Raw genomic sequence first — 13,673 nt, 5'->3', positions numbered from 1 at the left:
AGTGCTCTGAGCATATCCAACCGTTTCCAATTCAGCAGTTTGCACAATATCCCTCCTGCTCGATGCTGAGTAGCGTGGCATTCATGCAGAAAAATGTGACCGCCGGCACGTCCGGCCGCGTGCTTTTGAATTCGGACATGGGCGAGGGCCTTGGCCTTCACGAGTTCGGCAACGACGAGGAGCTGATGCGCATCATCGACGTCGCCAATGTGGCCTGCGGCTACCACGCAGGCGACCCCGACGTCATGAACCGGACGGTGGAGCTCGCCGCCGAGCACGGCGTGGCCGTCGGCTCCCACCCCGGGCTGCCGGACGTGGTGGGTTTCGGCCGCCGCCGGATGGTGCTCACCCCCGCAGAAGTCGAATCGATCATCCTGTACCAGACGGGTGCCCTGACGGCGTTCCTCGGCAAGCACGGCCTTGCCCTGAACCACATCAAGCCCCACGGAGCCCTCTACGGCATGCTCGCCGGCGACGAGGAGCTTATGCAGGCAGCCGCAGGGGTGGCGCTGCAGTTCGGGGTCCCGTTTTACGGCCTCGGCGGGACCGCCCACGAGGACGTGTGCCGTGCCATGGGCGTGGAATTCGTGCCCGAACTGTACGTCGACCTCAACTACGGGTCCAAGGGGGAGTTGCTGATCCAGCGCCGCCCGGTTCCGACGGACCCCGACGCCGCCGCGGAGCGCGTCAGCCGCGCCCTGGCCGGCCAGCCCGTGCTCGCCGTCGACGGCACGGAACTTCAGATCCCCTTCCGGAGCGTCTGTGTGCACTCCGACGCGCCCAACTCGGTCGCAGTGGCCACCGCCGTGCGCACGGTCCTGGGCTGAAACCCCCATCCATCCAACCAGCTGAAAGCGAGCACCCCATGGCAAACATCGTCTCCCCGCTTCCCGGGATCTTCTACCGCAAACCGGGCCCCGGCAAGCCCCCGTTCGCCAACGAGGGCGACACCATCGAAGTCGGACAAACCGTAGGCATCGTCGAAATCATGAAGCAGTTCACCGAGATCCAGTCGGATGTGGCCGGAGTCCTCGAATCGTTTGCAGTGAACGAGGGCGACATGGTCAATCCCGGCGACACGATCATCGTCGTCCGAGAAGGGTAATGATGAAGCGTCTACTCATCGCCAACCGGGGCGAAATCGCCGTGCGCATCGCCCGCACGGCCCGCGAGATGGGCATCGAGACGCTGGTGGTAGCCAGCGAGCCCGACGCCGATTCGCTGGCCGCGCGCTCGGCGGACCACGTCGTCGTCGTGGGGCCGGCTCCGGCCCCTGCCAGCTACCTGAACCAGGACGCGATCATCGCCGCAGCGCTGGACAACGGCTGCGACGCAGTGCATCCGGGCTACGGATTCCTCTCCGAGAACGCGGAATTCGCCCGGAAGGTAGTGGAGGCAGGGCTGACCTGGGTGGGTCCCGACGCCGGCGCCATCGAAATGATGGGCAACAAGTCCATGGCCAGGGATTCCGCGCGGAAGGCGGGGGTCCCCGTGCTCCGCGGGTCCGACGGGCCGCTGGATCCCGAGGCCGATGCCTTGGCGCTGGCGCGTGACATCGGCTACCCGCTGGTGGTCAAGGCGTCCGCCGGCGGCGGCGGCCGGGGCATCCGCTTCGTTCATGACGAAGGAGAGTTGCTCGCCACCATCGAGATGGCCCGCGGCGAGGCCGCGTCCGTCTTCGGAGACCCGACCGTCTACCTCGAACGTTTCGTCAAGCATGCCCGGCACGTCGAGGTCCAGGTGCTTGGTGACGGAAAGAACTTCATCCATCTCGGGGACCGCGACTGCTCCATGCAGCGGCGTTCCCAGAAGGTGATCGAGGAAGCGCCCGCCCCGGACCTCCCCGACGCCGTCCGCCAGACCATCCGCGAATCCTCCGTGGAACTGGCCCGGGAGTGCGGTTACAGCGGGGCGGGAACGGTCGAGTTCCTCTACGATCCGGCCAACCATGAGGCAGCCTTCATCGAGATGAACACCCGGATCCAGGTCGAGCACCCCGTCACCGAGGTGGTCACCGGCGTCGACCTGGTCCGCGAGCAGCTGCTCATCGCGTCCACCGGGTCCATGTCGGTCCGGCAGGAGGACATTGAGTTCAACGGCCACGCCATTGAATGCCGAATCAATGCCGAGGATCCGCACAACAACTTCTTCCCGAGCCCGGGCGTGATCAGCGTCCTGGAATGGTTCGAGGGCGACGGCGTCCGGATCGACGCCGGCGTGGAGGCCGGGTCCACCGTGAGCCCGTATTACGACTCCATGCTTGCCAAGCTCATCGTCCACAAGGACACCCGGGAAGCCGCCATCGAGGGGGCGCTGGAAGCCCTCTACGGGACCCGGATCGAAGGAGTCAAGACCACGATTCCGGTGTTGAAGAAGCTGCTGGACCGGCTGGAATTCAGCGCCGTGAAACACCACTCGAAGTTCATCGAAACCGTCGACAACCTGATGGAGCCCAAATGAGCAGTCCGGAAACCGCCTCCATGGAGGCCCGCTACACCTGGGGCGGCGACGAGTTCCTCTTCGTGGAAGTCTCCGAGGCCATGAGCCTGGCCGCCAATTTCAAGGTGATGTCCATCGCTGAGAAGCTTGCCGCCGCCGAGCTGCAGGGCATCGTGGACATCTGCCCGGCCAACGCCTCCCTGCTGGTGAGGTTCGATCCCGACGTCCTGCCGCCCGCAACCCTTGAAGAGTCGGTCCGGGCGATCGAATCCGACCTGGCGCACCACCAGCTGCAGCCGCTGGAGACGCGGATCGTCGAGGTGCCGGTCTGGTACGACGATCCGTTTACCGCGGAGGTCGCCGAGCGGTTCCGGGAGGGGTTCCATCAGGAGCCCGGCGGCAGCGACATCGACTACGCCGCCAAGGTCAACAACCTCAAGGATGCCGCGGAGTTCATCCAGCGGCACCACGAGCAGCCGTGGCTGGTCTCCATGGTCGGCTTCGTCGCGGGCCTGCCCTTCCTGTTCCAGCTGGTTGGCCGCGAGAAGCAGCTGGAGGTGCCCAAGTACCTGAGTCCGCGCACCGACACCCCCAAGCTGACGGTGGGCCACGGCGGCTGCTTCGGCTGCATCTATTCGGTGCGCGGCGCCGGCGGATACCAGATGTTCGGGGTCGCCGCCGCACCGATCTTCGACCCGGCCCAATCGCTGGCTGATTTCAAGGACTTCATGGTGTTCTTCCGCCCGGGCGACATCGTGAAATTCAAGCCGGTGACCGAGGCCGAATACAACAGCATCCAGGACGAGATCAGCGCCGGGACCTTCCGCTACCGCCAGGCGCCCGTGACATTCGACCTGTCCAAGGCGCTTGCGGATCCCGAAGGTTACAACCAGGAACTCATGGAGGCCCTCAATGGCATTTGATATCAAGAGCCCAGGCCTGGCCACCACCGTCCAGGACCAGGGCCGCACCGGCCATTACAACGTGGGCATTCCGCAGAGCGGTTCCATGGACCAGTATTCGGCTGAGCTGGGCAATGCCCTGGTGGGTAACACCGCCAGGGAGGCCGTCCTCGAGTGCACGTATCTGGGGCCGACGCTGACCACGGACCAGGACGCCGTCGTCGCGGTCACCGGCGCCCCGGTGGAGGTAAAGGTCAACGGCCAGCCACGGCCGCAATGGACGCGGCTGCAGCTCGCAGCCGGGGACGAAGTCAGCTTCGGGGTCATCCAGGGCGGAACGCGGTACTACATCGCGGTGCAGGGCGGGATCGATGTTCCCGAGGTGCTGGGCAGCCGGTCCACGTACAGCCTGGGGGCCATCGGCGGTTTCCAGGGCCGGAAGCTGGAGGCGGGTGACCACGTCCCCGTGGGCACCCCGCTCGACGGCGGCGCGTTGCCGGCTGCCGAGGCGGTTCCGGAGGAATTCCGCCCGGTCTTTTCCAAGGAGCAGGAAGTCCGGATCGTCCTGGGCCTCTACGACCACCGGCTCACCGACGAGGGGCTCGAGAACCTGCTGAACGGCGAGTGGAAGGTGACGCCGGTTGCTGACCGCATGGGCCTGCGCTACTCAGGCCCGGGCGTGAAATGGAAGGAGCGGGAGCAGCCCTTCGGGGCAGGATCCGACCCGTCCAACATTGTGGACGCCGGCTACGCCGTCGGGTCCATCCAGATCCCCGGCGGAACCCAGCCGATCGTCCTGCACCGCGACGCGGTCTCGGGCGGCGGCTACGCCATGGTGGGAACAGTGATCAGCGCGGACATGGACCTCGTGGCCCGGGCGGCTCCCGGGACCTCGACCAGGTTCGTCGCCGTCAGCCTGGAGGAGGCTCTCGCCGCGCGCAAGGAATTGAGCGAGCGCAAGAAGAAAGCGAAGGCCGCTCTCGGCGCTTCGTGATGGCCGCCGGATGAAGGTACACACGGCAGGAATCCGGGTAACCCCGGGTTCCCGCCGCGTGCGGGCTTTGCCGGCCAACCCGGCATTGCGAGCCAGCCCCGGGAGTTCACCGGACCTCCACAAGCGGTTCATTACCGCGCAGTAGCTTGGCGGGGTCCTGTTGACCTCCACCCTCTGAGAGGCTCCCCATGAGCGCTACTCGCACCCGCGGCATCTTCGCCGCCGCCATCATCCTGGCCGTGACCGCTGCCGGCGGCACGGCCGCCGCCCAGGCCGCCATTGCCGGCGCTGCACGCGGCGGGAACGACGCCGGCCCTGGCGCACACCACGCGACGGACACCTCGCTGGCCAACGCGTTCGACGCCGTCGACCGCAACACCAAGTGGCAACTGACCGGCAAACTGAAGCTGGAGTTCCCGACGTATCACACCGAAGGGATCGCCTTCAGCCAGGACCGCATCTTCCTTTCGGCGGTCGAGATCACGGAGCCGACCAAGAAGTTCGCGTCCCCGCAGGACGGCTTCGACCGCACGCCCGGCAAGGGCGTCGGCCATCTGTTCGTCATGGACAAGGCCGGGAAGCTGCAAAAAGACATCATCCTGGGCGAGGGCGACATGTACCACCCCGGCGGTATCGACTTCGACGGCACCAACGTCTGGGTGCCGGTGGCCCAGTACCGGCCCGACAGCAGCGCCATCATCTACCGGGTGGACGCCAAATCGCTCGACGTGCATAAGCAGTTCGAGGTGAAGGACCACTTCGGCGGCATCGTGATGGACAAGCAGACCGGCCATCTCGTCGGCAACACCTGGGGATCGCGGCGCTTTGCCGAGTGGGACCTGCGCGGCAAAGAGCTGTCCGGCTGGCAGAACCCGAACCACTTTGTTGACTATCAGGACTGCCAGTACGTGCCTAACTCCAAGATGCTTTGCGGCGGCGTCACCAACCTCCCGCAGACCCCGGCGGCGGGCGGAACCGGAGCAACGTACGAACTCGGCGGCATGGCCATGATTGACCTCAAATCCCGCGGCGTTACCCGCGATGTCCCCTTCCAGCAGTGGTCTACGGCGGGACACGTCGCCACCCGCAACCCCTTCAAGATGACCGCCGACGGCGACCGCCTCACCCTGAAGGTGGCCCCTGACAACGGCGACGAGGGCAACGGCACCGAAATCCTCACCTACGCTGCCACCGTGCAGCGCGCCGGATAACCCGGCACGGCCGCCCGCGGTAACGGCGATCTTGTCGGCCGCGCCGCACGGGAGTACACCTGCAGCTGGGGCCGCAAAATCTGCGGCGGCCCCGGTTGCAGGCGTAGGAGGATGCTCGATGAACACCGACGAGGAAGTACCGGAAAGCGCCGGCGTCACAACCCGGTTGCTGTCCGCCGTGGACTTGGGCCCCGAAATCGAGGGAATGGCCGGGCGCCAACTGCGGATGCGGCTGATCACCATCGAACCCGGCGGCGTCTTCGGCCCTGTCCACGACCACAAGGGCCGCCCGGGATTGGTCTACATCCTGCAGGGCACCATCACGGACCACCGGAACGGCATCGAAACCGACTACGGTCCTGGCGCGGGCTGGCCCGAGGACAAGGACACCGTTCACTGGCTCGAAAACAAGGGGACCGTCCCGGCCGTGGAGGTCTCGGTCGATATCGTCCGGCAGGACTAGCCCGGCCCGGCGGCCCTATAGGGTGGCAGCTTCCTCCTGCGCCAGGCGGATCAGGCGCAGTTCGTCCTCCACCGCCCGGGCGGGCCAGTAATCCTTGGCCAGCTCGTCCGCACGGACACGGTCAGCAGCCGGGAAGAGCTTGCCCAGCCGGCCGGCCGCGTGCAGCAGGGCGATGAGCGCTGTGGTACGGGCATCGGACCCGGCCGCAGCCCCGGCAGTGGCTGCACCGGGAGTTTCGGCAGGGACACCGGCGCCGCCGGCTGCGGCCGCGCCGGTGTCGGGCACCGCTGCGCCCGCGGTGCCGCTCGCCGCCCCGCTGGGGAGCACGACGCGCAGCGCAGCCTCAAGCTGCTGCAGGAGCGCCGCCTCCGGGCCGTGGTCTTTCTCCGGGTACCGCGTGGACCGGAACAGGCCCAGGTGCCGCTCGCCCACCTGCTCCACAATCCCCCGCGACGCCATCGTCTCGTAGATGCGCTGCACCAAGGCGCGGCCTTCCAGCATGGCGACCCAGCGTTTGGGCGTGTGCGGCCGGGACTTGCCTCGAATGAGCTCCAGCTCATGCTGGAAGTCCGGCGGCGGGACGGAGCCGGTGGCCCGGATGCGCTTGCCCTGCAGCGTGAGGGCGCCGGCAAGCTCCAGCTCGGCCAGCACCGCCCCCGCCACCGTGGTCCTGAGCACGAACACCGGCACTTCCGGTTTGCCGTCCTTGTCATTAGTTGCGAGGAGGAGGAAGGCCTGGGGCAGGCTCAGTTCCGGGGTTTGGGGAGTTTCAGCGTCCATGCCTCACATGGTGAACCGGTTCGCCCACCGCCACATGGGGATTTCGTCCCGCATCCGGCGCGCCAAAGGCCTCTCGACGCCGGCTGCGCGGCTCGGTAGAGTTCCCGCATCTGTTCCAAAGAAGCCCTGGGGGCCACGATGCCAGGAAATTTCAGCAGGATGACTGCGGTCGCGGCTGGGTTGCTGCTCTCGCTAGGTCTGGTAGCCCCCGCGGTGCCGGCAGCGGCCGCGGACAGTTACGACATCGACTCCGCCTCGAGCCTGCAGGTGGTGGTCAATAAGCACCGGCCGCTGGATCCGGCCACCTATGTGCCGGCGCGGCTGGTCAGGATCCAGAGCGAACGGCTGCGGAGCGAAGCCGCCGACGCGTACAAGCAGTTGGCTAAAGCCGCCAAAGCCGCCGGGGTGAACATCGTTCCGGTCAGCGGGTACCGCTCCTACAGCCAGCAGGCCAGCCTCTACGACAGCTATGTGCGCCAGTACGGCCAGGCGACGGCGGATACCCTCGCCGCCCGGCCAGGCTTCAGCGAGCACCAGACCGGCCTGACCATGGACATCGGCAATGCCAGCGGCGTCTGCGCGCTGGAGGCCTGCTTCGCCAACACTCCGGCAGGCAAGTGGGCGGCGCAGAACGGCGCCAATTACGGCTTCATCATCCGCTATCCGGCGGGCGCCGAGGCCGTCACCGGTTACACCTACGAACCATGGCACCTGCGGTTCGTCGGCCGGGACATCGCGCTGGAGATGAAGACCACCGGCACGGCCACCCTGGAGGACTACTTCGAGCTGGAAGCGGCCCCGGACTACTTCTAGTGCAGCTGCCCGGAGCAGCGTTTCTCCGGTCAGCGATTCTGGGCCTCGGTGCCGCATCCCTGCTATATTCTGGTGCTTTCAGGCCCGGGCAAGGGGTTATGCCGGGGCGCGTCAGCACGTCGAACGGCCCCTTAGGTGACATCCAACAGCACGGCTCCCGGATCCGCGGCGGGAAGAGTTCCCCAGGACGAATTCCTCGACTGCCCCACCGGGCTGGTCGAGTACTACTTCGCCGAAGGCGAGTTCCGCTGGTCGGACGGACTGTACGCCATCTACGGGTACGAACGCGGCGAAATCGTCCCGTCCTTGGATATGGTGCTGCCCCATATCGAGCCCGAGGACCGGGCCGTGGTCCTGGCCTACTGGGAGCGGGTGGCCGCCGTCGGCGGCCCGTCGTCCATCTACGTGTCCATCCGCGACCGCAAGGACCACCAGCACAAGCTGCTGTTCTCGGCGGACTACATCCTCGACGGGACCACGCCCGTCGGCGTCTGGGGCGTGGTCGTGGACCTCACCCAGTCCATCCACGCGGACCGCCATCAGCTCGCCACCGAGGCGGTCGCCGCCTCGGCGATCCACCGGGCCGCGATCGAGCAGGCCAAGGGCATCCTGATGGGACGGGCCGGGATCGACGCCGACCGGGCCTACGAACTCATGAGCAAGATGAGCCAGGACACCAACCGCAAGGTCCACGCCATTGCCCACGAGATCATTGAGCGCACCACCGCCCCGGCCAAAGAGGCGAAGGCCGAACGCCACCCGCTGCTGTAGCGTCCGTGGCGCACGGCGGCCGGGAGGGCCGGTCGACGGCGGCCTGCTGGACTTCACCAGGGACCCGCCCCGGAAACCGGCGCGGTAGTTTGGTGGCATGACCGCCAGCTACCGGTACGACGTCGAGATCCTGCACCTGCTCGTCTCACCCGCGCACGCCTACTTCGGCCGCGCCCGCGAAGGCGCCGCGGACGTTCCCAGCACCGACGCCGAGGAAGCGACACTCGTTGCCGGCAAGGGAATCGTCGGCGACCGGTTCTTCGGCAAGGCCGCGCACATGGACGCCGCCGTCACGGTCTTCGCCGTCGAGGCCCTAGAAGCGATTGCCGCCGAGCTGGGAACGGCGGCGTTCGACCCGCTGCTGACCCGCCGCAACGTGGTGCTGCGCGGGGCGCAGCTGGCGCCGCTGCTGGGCCATGACTTCGCGCTGGAGTCGGCCGGGGCCACGGTGCGGTTCAAGGCCGGCCGCCCCGCCCACCCGTGCGCGTGGATAGATGCGATGCTCGCCCCCGGCGCGCACAAGGCGATGCGGGGGCGCGGCGGCGTGCGCTGCCAGGTGCTCTCGGACGGCATCCTGCACCGCGGCCCGGCCGTGCTGGTCAGCCCCATGCCGCTGGACCCGGGCCGCGCGGGCGAGGCGAACGTGCTTCGCCCCTCGCGGCTCCCCTAAAACAGGCCTAGGGCAGAACCGCTTCCTCGTCGGACAGCAGATGGTCCTCGGTCCGTGCGTACCGGAAGTCCGAGAAGAGAAGCAGGAGCGAGGCCAGCAGCAGGAACGCGGCAGAAGTCCACAATGCGACGGCGGTGCCTGCAGCTGCTGCGATGACGCCTCCCAGCGGCGCCCCGACGACGATCATTCCCCGGTTGACGGAGCGCATCGTCGCGCTCATCCGGGCCAGGAGTCGGTCAGGGGTGACAGCCTGGCAGTAGCCCATTTCCAGGGGCCCCTCCACGCCCATCAACAAGCCGAAAAGCAGCTGCCCGGCGCCGGCCAGGATGAACGCCGCCCACAGCCCGCCGGGCCAGTCCGCGGGGGACCCGTACGACTCCCCCGCGAGGGGCGTGCCGGCGGCGGCCGGGGCCAGCGCCACGAGCGCGATCGCCAGCGGCTGGGCCAGGCGTGAAGCGACCATCGCGGCTCCGGTGCCCCAGCGCCGCCCCACCCGGATGGACAATGTTGTGCCGATGACGGCCCCGACCCCGGCACAGCCCATCACCAGGCCCAGACCCAGGGCACCCAGGCCGAGGTCCTTCAGGATCAGAATGGGCATTGCGGTGCCCAGGATTGCGGAACCGATGAACCACGTGTGGGTGCTCCAGGCCAGCGGGGGCAGCCGGGAGCGGCCGTAGACCCACTGCAAACCCTCTGCGACCTTGTGGCGGAGCCGTTGTTTGCGTTGTCCCTGCCGCTGAACGGCCGGCCGGTCCAGCGTGAGGAGGACGGCCGCCGAGAGAAAGTAGGAGGCTGCATCGAAAAGGAGGGCGAAGGGCGCGCCCACCAGGGCCACCAGGCCGCCCGCCGCTGCACCGCCGGCGGTCTGTGCCACGGTGTCGCCTTGCTGCAGGCGGGCGTTTGCCCTGGTCAGCAAAGAGCGGGGTACGAGCTGGGGGAGGAAGCTCTGATGGGCGGCGTCGCTGGTCAGCGCGAGCGTTCCGAACACGAACATCAGGACGACGACGGCGGGAACCGAGATCACCCCCGTCACCGCCATGGCGCAGAGGCCGGCCAGGATCACGCCGCGGCCGAAGTCTCCGCCCACCAGGACCGTCCCGCGCGGGAACCGGTCGATCCACACACCCGCGACCAGGCCGAAGAGCAGGTATGGCGCCCATCTGGCGGCGTTGACGAGGCCCTGGTCCACCGGGGTGCCGTCCATGGTGACCAGTATCAGCACCGACAAGGCCACGGACGTGATGTAGGTACCGAAATCGGAGACGGTCGATGCCAGCCAGAACCTCATGAACGGCGGAAAGCGGCGCAGCTTCAGCTGAGTTTCCCCGGATTCGCCTGCAGATGGTTCCACGTCGCCCCAATCGTCCCTTGTCCGCCGAGCTTAGCGTCCCGGGAATGCTGGCCGGACCATCCGGTCGCCGCCATGGCTGGCCGGAGCCTGGGCCGGCCGGTCGGCGGGTTGTTGGTTTTTTCTCCATCGATACGGCAGGGTTCAGCTATGCATAGTCAGGCCGCGCAGGCGGAGCCACGGACCCAGGCGCCGCTGGGGGCGTCCTATTGGAAGCTGTGGTCCGCGTCGGGACTGTCCAACCTCGCGGACGGCGTCTTCAAGATCGCGCTGCCGCTGCTGGCCATCCAGTTCACCCAGTCGCCAACCCTGGTCGCCGGGCTGAGCGTCGCGGCAACGCTTCCCTGGCTGCTCTTCGCCCTCACTGCCGGGGCGCTGGCGGACCGCCTGGACCGGCGCAAGCTGATGTTCTGGGCCAACCTCGGCCGCGGCGTGCTCCCGGCGCTGCTGGTCGCCGCCGTCGTGCTGGACCTGGGCTCCATCTGGGTCCTGTACGTCGTCGCACTGGCCGTGGGCGTGGCCGAAACGCTCTACGACACCTCCGCGCAGTCGATCCTGCCGCAGGTGGTGCACCGGGACCAGCTGTCGCGCGCCAACGGCAGGCTCTACGCCGTCGAGCTCACCGCAAACCAGTTTGTCGGTCCGCCGCTGGGCGGGTTGCTGGTGGCCGCCGGGGTGATCGCGGGCTTCACCGTTCCGGCAGCGCTGTGGCTGGCGGCCGCCGGCGGCCTGCTGCTGGTGCGGGGGACGTTCCGCATAGAGCGGGAGCAAAAGACGACACTGCGGTTCGACGTCGCCGAGGGCCTGCGGTTCCTCTGGCTCCAGAAGATCCTGCGCACGCTGGCCGTGATGACCGGGGTGTTCAACTTCGCCTCCAGTGCGGCGTTCGCGGTCATGGTGCTGTTTGCCGTGGGCCCGACGTCGGCCATGCACCTTTCCGAGGTGGGATTCGGTCTGCTCCTGACCGCGTCGGCCCTCGGCGCCTTTGTCGGGTCGTTTATCGCAGAACGGGTCGAGGCCAAGCTGGGCCGGTCGAAGTCCCTTGCCCTCACGATCCTCGGCGGTGCGCTCCTGGTCGGCGCGCCGGCTCTGACCGACAACCCCTACGTGCTGGGGCCCATCCTCTTTGTGGGCGGCATGCTGATCGTGCTCTGGAATGTCATCACCGTGTCCCTGCGCCAGCGCATCACCCCGAACCGCCTGCTGGGCCGGGTCAACAGTGCCTACCGCCTGCTGGCGTGGGGCACCATGCCCCTGGGGGCTGCGGCCGGAGGGCTGTTGGCCCAGTGGCTGGGCCTGCAGGCCATGTTCGGCATCATGGGAGCGCTGACTTTGGCGCTGCTGGGCATGATGCCGATCCTCACGGATAAGGCCATCGCCGCGGCCGAGGCTGGTCCGTAGGCGGCTCCCCATGCGCGCCCTGGCCGCCAAGCGGTCCACACTTTCGTAGACTCGTGGGAGATTCGGCGCGCCTCCACCGGGGCGTGCCCGCCACAGGAAGAGCCATCAATGAAGATTGTCGTCCTAGTCAAGGAAGTCCCGGACACCTACGGGGACCGGAAACTCAACCTCGAAACCGGCCTCGCCGACCGCGAAGCCAGCGAGAAGGTCATCGATGAGATCGGTGAACGGGCCCTTGAGCTGGCCCTGAGCTACGCGGACGCGCACGAGGGGACCGACGTCGCCGTCCTTTCGCTGGCGCCCGAGGGTGCGACGGCGACCATCCGCAAGGCCCTGGCGATGGGGGCGGGGAGCGCCACGCACATCTGCGATGAGGCGCTCCGGGGCGCGGACCTGGGACTGACCGCGGAAACCCTCGCGGCCGCGATCCGCCGCGGCGGCTTCGATTTGGTCATTACCGGCAACCTCTCCACCGACGGCTCCGGCGGCATGATCCCGGCGATGCTCGCGGAACTGCTGGAGGTGCCGCACGCCACCGGCCTGACCACCGTCGAGATCAGCGACGGCGCGGTCTCCGGCACCCGCCCGGTCGACGCCGGTGTGCAGCAGGTCTCTGCGCCGCTGCCCGCGGTCATCTCCATCACCGAAGCCCTGCCCGGACCCCGTTTCCCGAACTTCAAGGGCATCATGGCGGCGAAGAAGAAGCCCCTGGAGGTCCTCACGCTCGCGGACCTTGGCGTCGCCGCCGAGGACCCCGACGCGGCCCGGTCCATCATGCTGTCCGTGGCGGAAAAGCCGCCGCGCGCGGCGGGCGTGAAGCTCGTCGACGACGGCGACGCCGGCGAGAAGCTCGCCGCTTTCCTCATCGAAAACCGACTGGCCTAGGGAATACCGCCGTGACTGACTATCCTCGTGACGCCATCCTGGTGGTTGTCGAAGCCGACGCATCCGGGCTGGAGAAGGCCGCCCCCGGGCTGTTTGGCGCAGCCGCTGCCGTCGGCACCCCGGTAGCCCTGCTGCTCGCCGCCCCGGGCGCAGGTGACGCCGCGGCCGCTGCGGCCGCGGAACTGGGGGCCGTGCGGGTGCTGATCGCCGAAACGCCGGACCCGTCCGCGCTCGGCGTGCCGGGCGTTGACGCGCTCGCCACCGCCGCCGGGCAGGTGCAGCCGGACGCGATCCTCGTCTCCCACTCGCTCAACGGCCGCGACCTCGCCGGCCGCTTCGCCGCCCGGACGCGGGCCGCGGTCTGCGTCGACGCGGTCGGAGTGTCCCGGGACGAGGAGGGCGTCGTGGCGCACCATTCCGTCTACGGCGGCGCCTACAACGTCACCGCCACGGCCACGTTCGGGCCGCCGATCATCACCATCCGGCAGGGTTCCATCGAGGCGCGGGCCGAGGCCCAGCCGCCGGCGTCGGAATCCCTGGCCGTCACGCCGTCCGGGAAGCCGGCGGCGCGGATCGATTCCTTCGAGGAATCGGTTACCGCCAGCTCGCGGCCCGAGCTGCGCGGAGCCGCGAAGGTCGTCGCCGGCGGCCGCGGCCTCGGTTCGAAGGAACAGTTCGCCCTGGTCGAGCAGCTGGCCGACACCCTCGGCGCCGCCATCGGCGCCTCGCGTGCCGCGGTGGATGCCGGCTACATCCCGTCGGCGCACCAGGTGGGCCAGACCGGGGTGTCCGTGTCCTCCCAGCTGTACGTCGCGCTCGGGATCTCCGGCGCGATCCAGCACCGGGCCGGCATGCAGACCGCCAAGACCATCGTCGCGATCAACAAGGACGCGGACGCGCCGATCTTCGAGATCGCCGACTTCGGCGTGGTGGGCGACGTCTTCAAGGTGGTCCCCCAGCTGATCAGCGCCCTCGAGGCCCGGAAGAAGTAGC

At 68.3% G+C, this 13,673-nt stretch carries 15 protein-coding genes; 13 read left to right on the top strand and 2 right to left on the bottom strand.

What is annotated here, in order from left to right; genetic code table 11:
- Positions 1-83 precede the first annotated feature (83 nt).
- The 7 genes from pxpA (at position 84) to ASG71_RS04350 (ending at position 6,009) form a co-directional block, all read left to right on the top strand.
- Complete coding sequence (pxpA, locus tag ASG71_RS04380) at positions 84-827, top strand: 5-oxoprolinase subunit PxpA (RefSeq protein WP_056737496.1); 744 nt, start codon at positions 84-86, stop codon at positions 825-827.
- Between the two features lie 38 nt (positions 828-865).
- Complete coding sequence (locus tag ASG71_RS04375) at positions 866-1,105, top strand: acetyl-CoA carboxylase (RefSeq protein WP_056737495.1); 240 nt, start codon at positions 866-868, stop codon at positions 1,103-1,105.
- Positions 1,105-2,460, top strand: a complete 1,356-nt coding sequence (locus ASG71_RS04370) for an acetyl/propionyl/methylcrotonyl-CoA carboxylase subunit alpha (RefSeq protein WP_235563926.1) — start codon at positions 1,105-1,107, stop codon at positions 2,458-2,460. Before ASG71_RS04375 ends, ASG71_RS04370 begins: the two co-directional genes overlap by 1 nt.
- A complete protein-coding gene (locus ASG71_RS04365; protein WP_056737493.1) occupies positions 2,457-3,362 on the top strand; it encodes a 5-oxoprolinase subunit B family protein in 906 nt (301 codons plus the stop codon). The genes ASG71_RS04370 and ASG71_RS04365 overlap by 4 nt, the downstream gene beginning before the upstream one ends.
- Positions 3,352-4,335: a biotin-dependent carboxyltransferase family protein gene (locus tag ASG71_RS04360; RefSeq protein ID WP_056737492.1), complete on the top strand. Its 984-nt coding sequence runs from the start codon at positions 3,352-3,354 to the stop codon at positions 4,333-4,335. Before ASG71_RS04365 ends, ASG71_RS04360 begins: the two co-directional genes overlap by 11 nt.
- A 188-nt stretch (positions 4,336-4,523) precedes the next feature.
- On the top strand, positions 4,524-5,546 hold the full coding sequence (locus ASG71_RS04355) for a DUF6454 family protein (RefSeq protein ID WP_056737491.1): 1,023 nt from the start codon (positions 4,524-4,526) through the stop codon (positions 5,544-5,546).
- Between the two features lie 118 nt (positions 5,547-5,664).
- Positions 5,665-6,009: a cupin domain-containing protein gene (locus ASG71_RS04350; protein WP_056737490.1), complete on the top strand. Its 345-nt coding sequence runs from the start codon at positions 5,665-5,667 to the stop codon at positions 6,007-6,009.
- A gap of 15 nt (positions 6,010-6,024) precedes the next feature.
- On the opposite strand, the gene ASG71_RS04345 is transcribed toward ASG71_RS04350, so the two are convergent.
- Positions 6,025-6,789, bottom strand: coding sequence for a GOLPH3/VPS74 family protein (locus ASG71_RS04345; RefSeq protein ID WP_056737489.1), 765 nt, complete (start codon positions 6,787-6,789; stop codon positions 6,025-6,027).
- Positions 6,790-6,948: 159 nt separating this feature from the next.
- Between ASG71_RS04345 and ASG71_RS04340 the strand changes: the two genes are divergently transcribed.
- The 3 genes from ASG71_RS04340 (at position 6,949) to ASG71_RS04330 (ending at position 9,043) form a co-directional block, all read left to right on the top strand.
- The gene (locus ASG71_RS04340) at positions 6,949-7,602 is read left to right on the top strand and encodes a D-alanyl-D-alanine carboxypeptidase family protein (RefSeq protein ID WP_235563925.1); all 654 of its coding nucleotides are present in this window, start codon (positions 6,949-6,951) and stop codon (positions 7,600-7,602) included.
- Positions 7,603-7,737: 135 nt separating this feature from the next.
- Positions 7,738-8,373 (top strand): ANTAR domain-containing protein, encoded by a 636-nt coding sequence (locus tag ASG71_RS04335; protein ID WP_056737487.1) that lies wholly within the window; start codon positions 7,738-7,740, stop codon positions 8,371-8,373.
- Positions 8,374-8,470: 97 nt separating this feature from the next.
- A complete protein-coding gene (locus ASG71_RS04330; protein ID WP_056737486.1) occupies positions 8,471-9,043 on the top strand; it encodes an MOSC domain-containing protein in 573 nt (190 codons plus the stop codon).
- Positions 9,044-9,050: 7 nt separating this feature from the next.
- Here ASG71_RS04330 and ASG71_RS04325 read toward each other — a convergent pair whose 3' ends face one another.
- Entirely contained in the window at positions 9,051-10,397 is a 1,347-nt protein-coding gene (locus ASG71_RS04325) for an MFS transporter (protein WP_157366219.1), read from the bottom strand.
- Positions 10,398-10,544: 147 nt separating this feature from the next.
- Between ASG71_RS04325 and ASG71_RS04320 the strand changes: the two genes are divergently transcribed.
- The 3 genes from ASG71_RS04320 (at position 10,545) to ASG71_RS04310 (ending at position 13,672) form a co-directional block, all read left to right on the top strand.
- On the top strand, positions 10,545-11,795 hold the full coding sequence (locus ASG71_RS04320) for an MFS transporter (RefSeq protein ID WP_056737484.1): 1,251 nt from the start codon (positions 10,545-10,547) through the stop codon (positions 11,793-11,795).
- Positions 11,796-11,903: 108 nt separating this feature from the next.
- The gene (locus ASG71_RS04315) at positions 11,904-12,680 is read left to right on the top strand and encodes an electron transfer flavoprotein subunit beta/FixA family protein (RefSeq protein WP_056737483.1); all 777 of its coding nucleotides are present in this window, start codon (positions 11,904-11,906) and stop codon (positions 12,678-12,680) included.
- Positions 12,681-12,691: 11 nt separating this feature from the next.
- A complete protein-coding gene (locus ASG71_RS04310; protein ID WP_056737482.1) occupies positions 12,692-13,672 on the top strand; it encodes an electron transfer flavoprotein subunit alpha/FixB family protein in 981 nt (326 codons plus the stop codon).
- Position 13,673: the final 1 nt, after the last annotated feature.

This window comes from Arthrobacter sp. Soil763 (genome assembly GCF_001428365.1).
Classification (GTDB): domain Bacteria; phylum Actinomycetota; class Actinomycetes; order Actinomycetales; family Micrococcaceae; genus Arthrobacter.
This window is presented reverse-complemented; position numbering and strand designations above follow the sequence as displayed.

Bases quoted from the DNA above. Each gene is read 5' to 3' on its own strand.
- ASG71_RS04340 (WP_235563925.1), top strand. From the start codon at position 6,949: ATGACTGCGGTCGCGGCTGGGTTGCTGCTCTCGCTAGGTCTGGTAGCC.
- ASG71_RS04330 (WP_056737486.1), top strand. From the start codon at position 8,471: ATGACCGCCAGCTACCGGTACGACGTCGAGATCCTGCACCTGCTCGTC.
- ASG71_RS04355 (WP_056737491.1), top strand. From the start codon at position 4,524: ATGAGCGCTACTCGCACCCGCGGCATCTTCGCCGCCGCCATCATCCTG.
- ASG71_RS04345 (WP_056737489.1), bottom strand. From the start codon at position 6,789: ATGGACGCTGAAACTCCCCAAACCCCGGAACTGAGCCTGCCCCAGGCC.
- ASG71_RS04315 (WP_056737483.1), top strand. From the start codon at position 11,904: ATGAAGATTGTCGTCCTAGTCAAGGAAGTCCCGGACACCTACGGGGAC.
- ASG71_RS04320 (WP_056737484.1), top strand. From the start codon at position 10,545: ATGCATAGTCAGGCCGCGCAGGCGGAGCCACGGACCCAGGCGCCGCTG.
- ASG71_RS04375 (WP_056737495.1), top strand. From the start codon at position 866: ATGGCAAACATCGTCTCCCCGCTTCCCGGGATCTTCTACCGCAAACCG.
- ASG71_RS04360 (WP_056737492.1), top strand. From the start codon at position 3,352: ATGGCATTTGATATCAAGAGCCCAGGCCTGGCCACCACCGTCCAGGAC.
- ASG71_RS04365 (WP_056737493.1), top strand. From the start codon at position 2,457: ATGAGCAGTCCGGAAACCGCCTCCATGGAGGCCCGCTACACCTGGGGC.
- ASG71_RS04370 (WP_235563926.1), top strand. From the start codon at position 1,105: ATGATGAAGCGTCTACTCATCGCCAACCGGGGCGAAATCGCCGTGCGC.
- ASG71_RS04350 (WP_056737490.1), top strand. From the start codon at position 5,665: ATGAACACCGACGAGGAAGTACCGGAAAGCGCCGGCGTCACAACCCGG.
- pxpA (WP_056737496.1), top strand. From the start codon at position 84: ATGCAGAAAAATGTGACCGCCGGCACGTCCGGCCGCGTGCTTTTGAAT.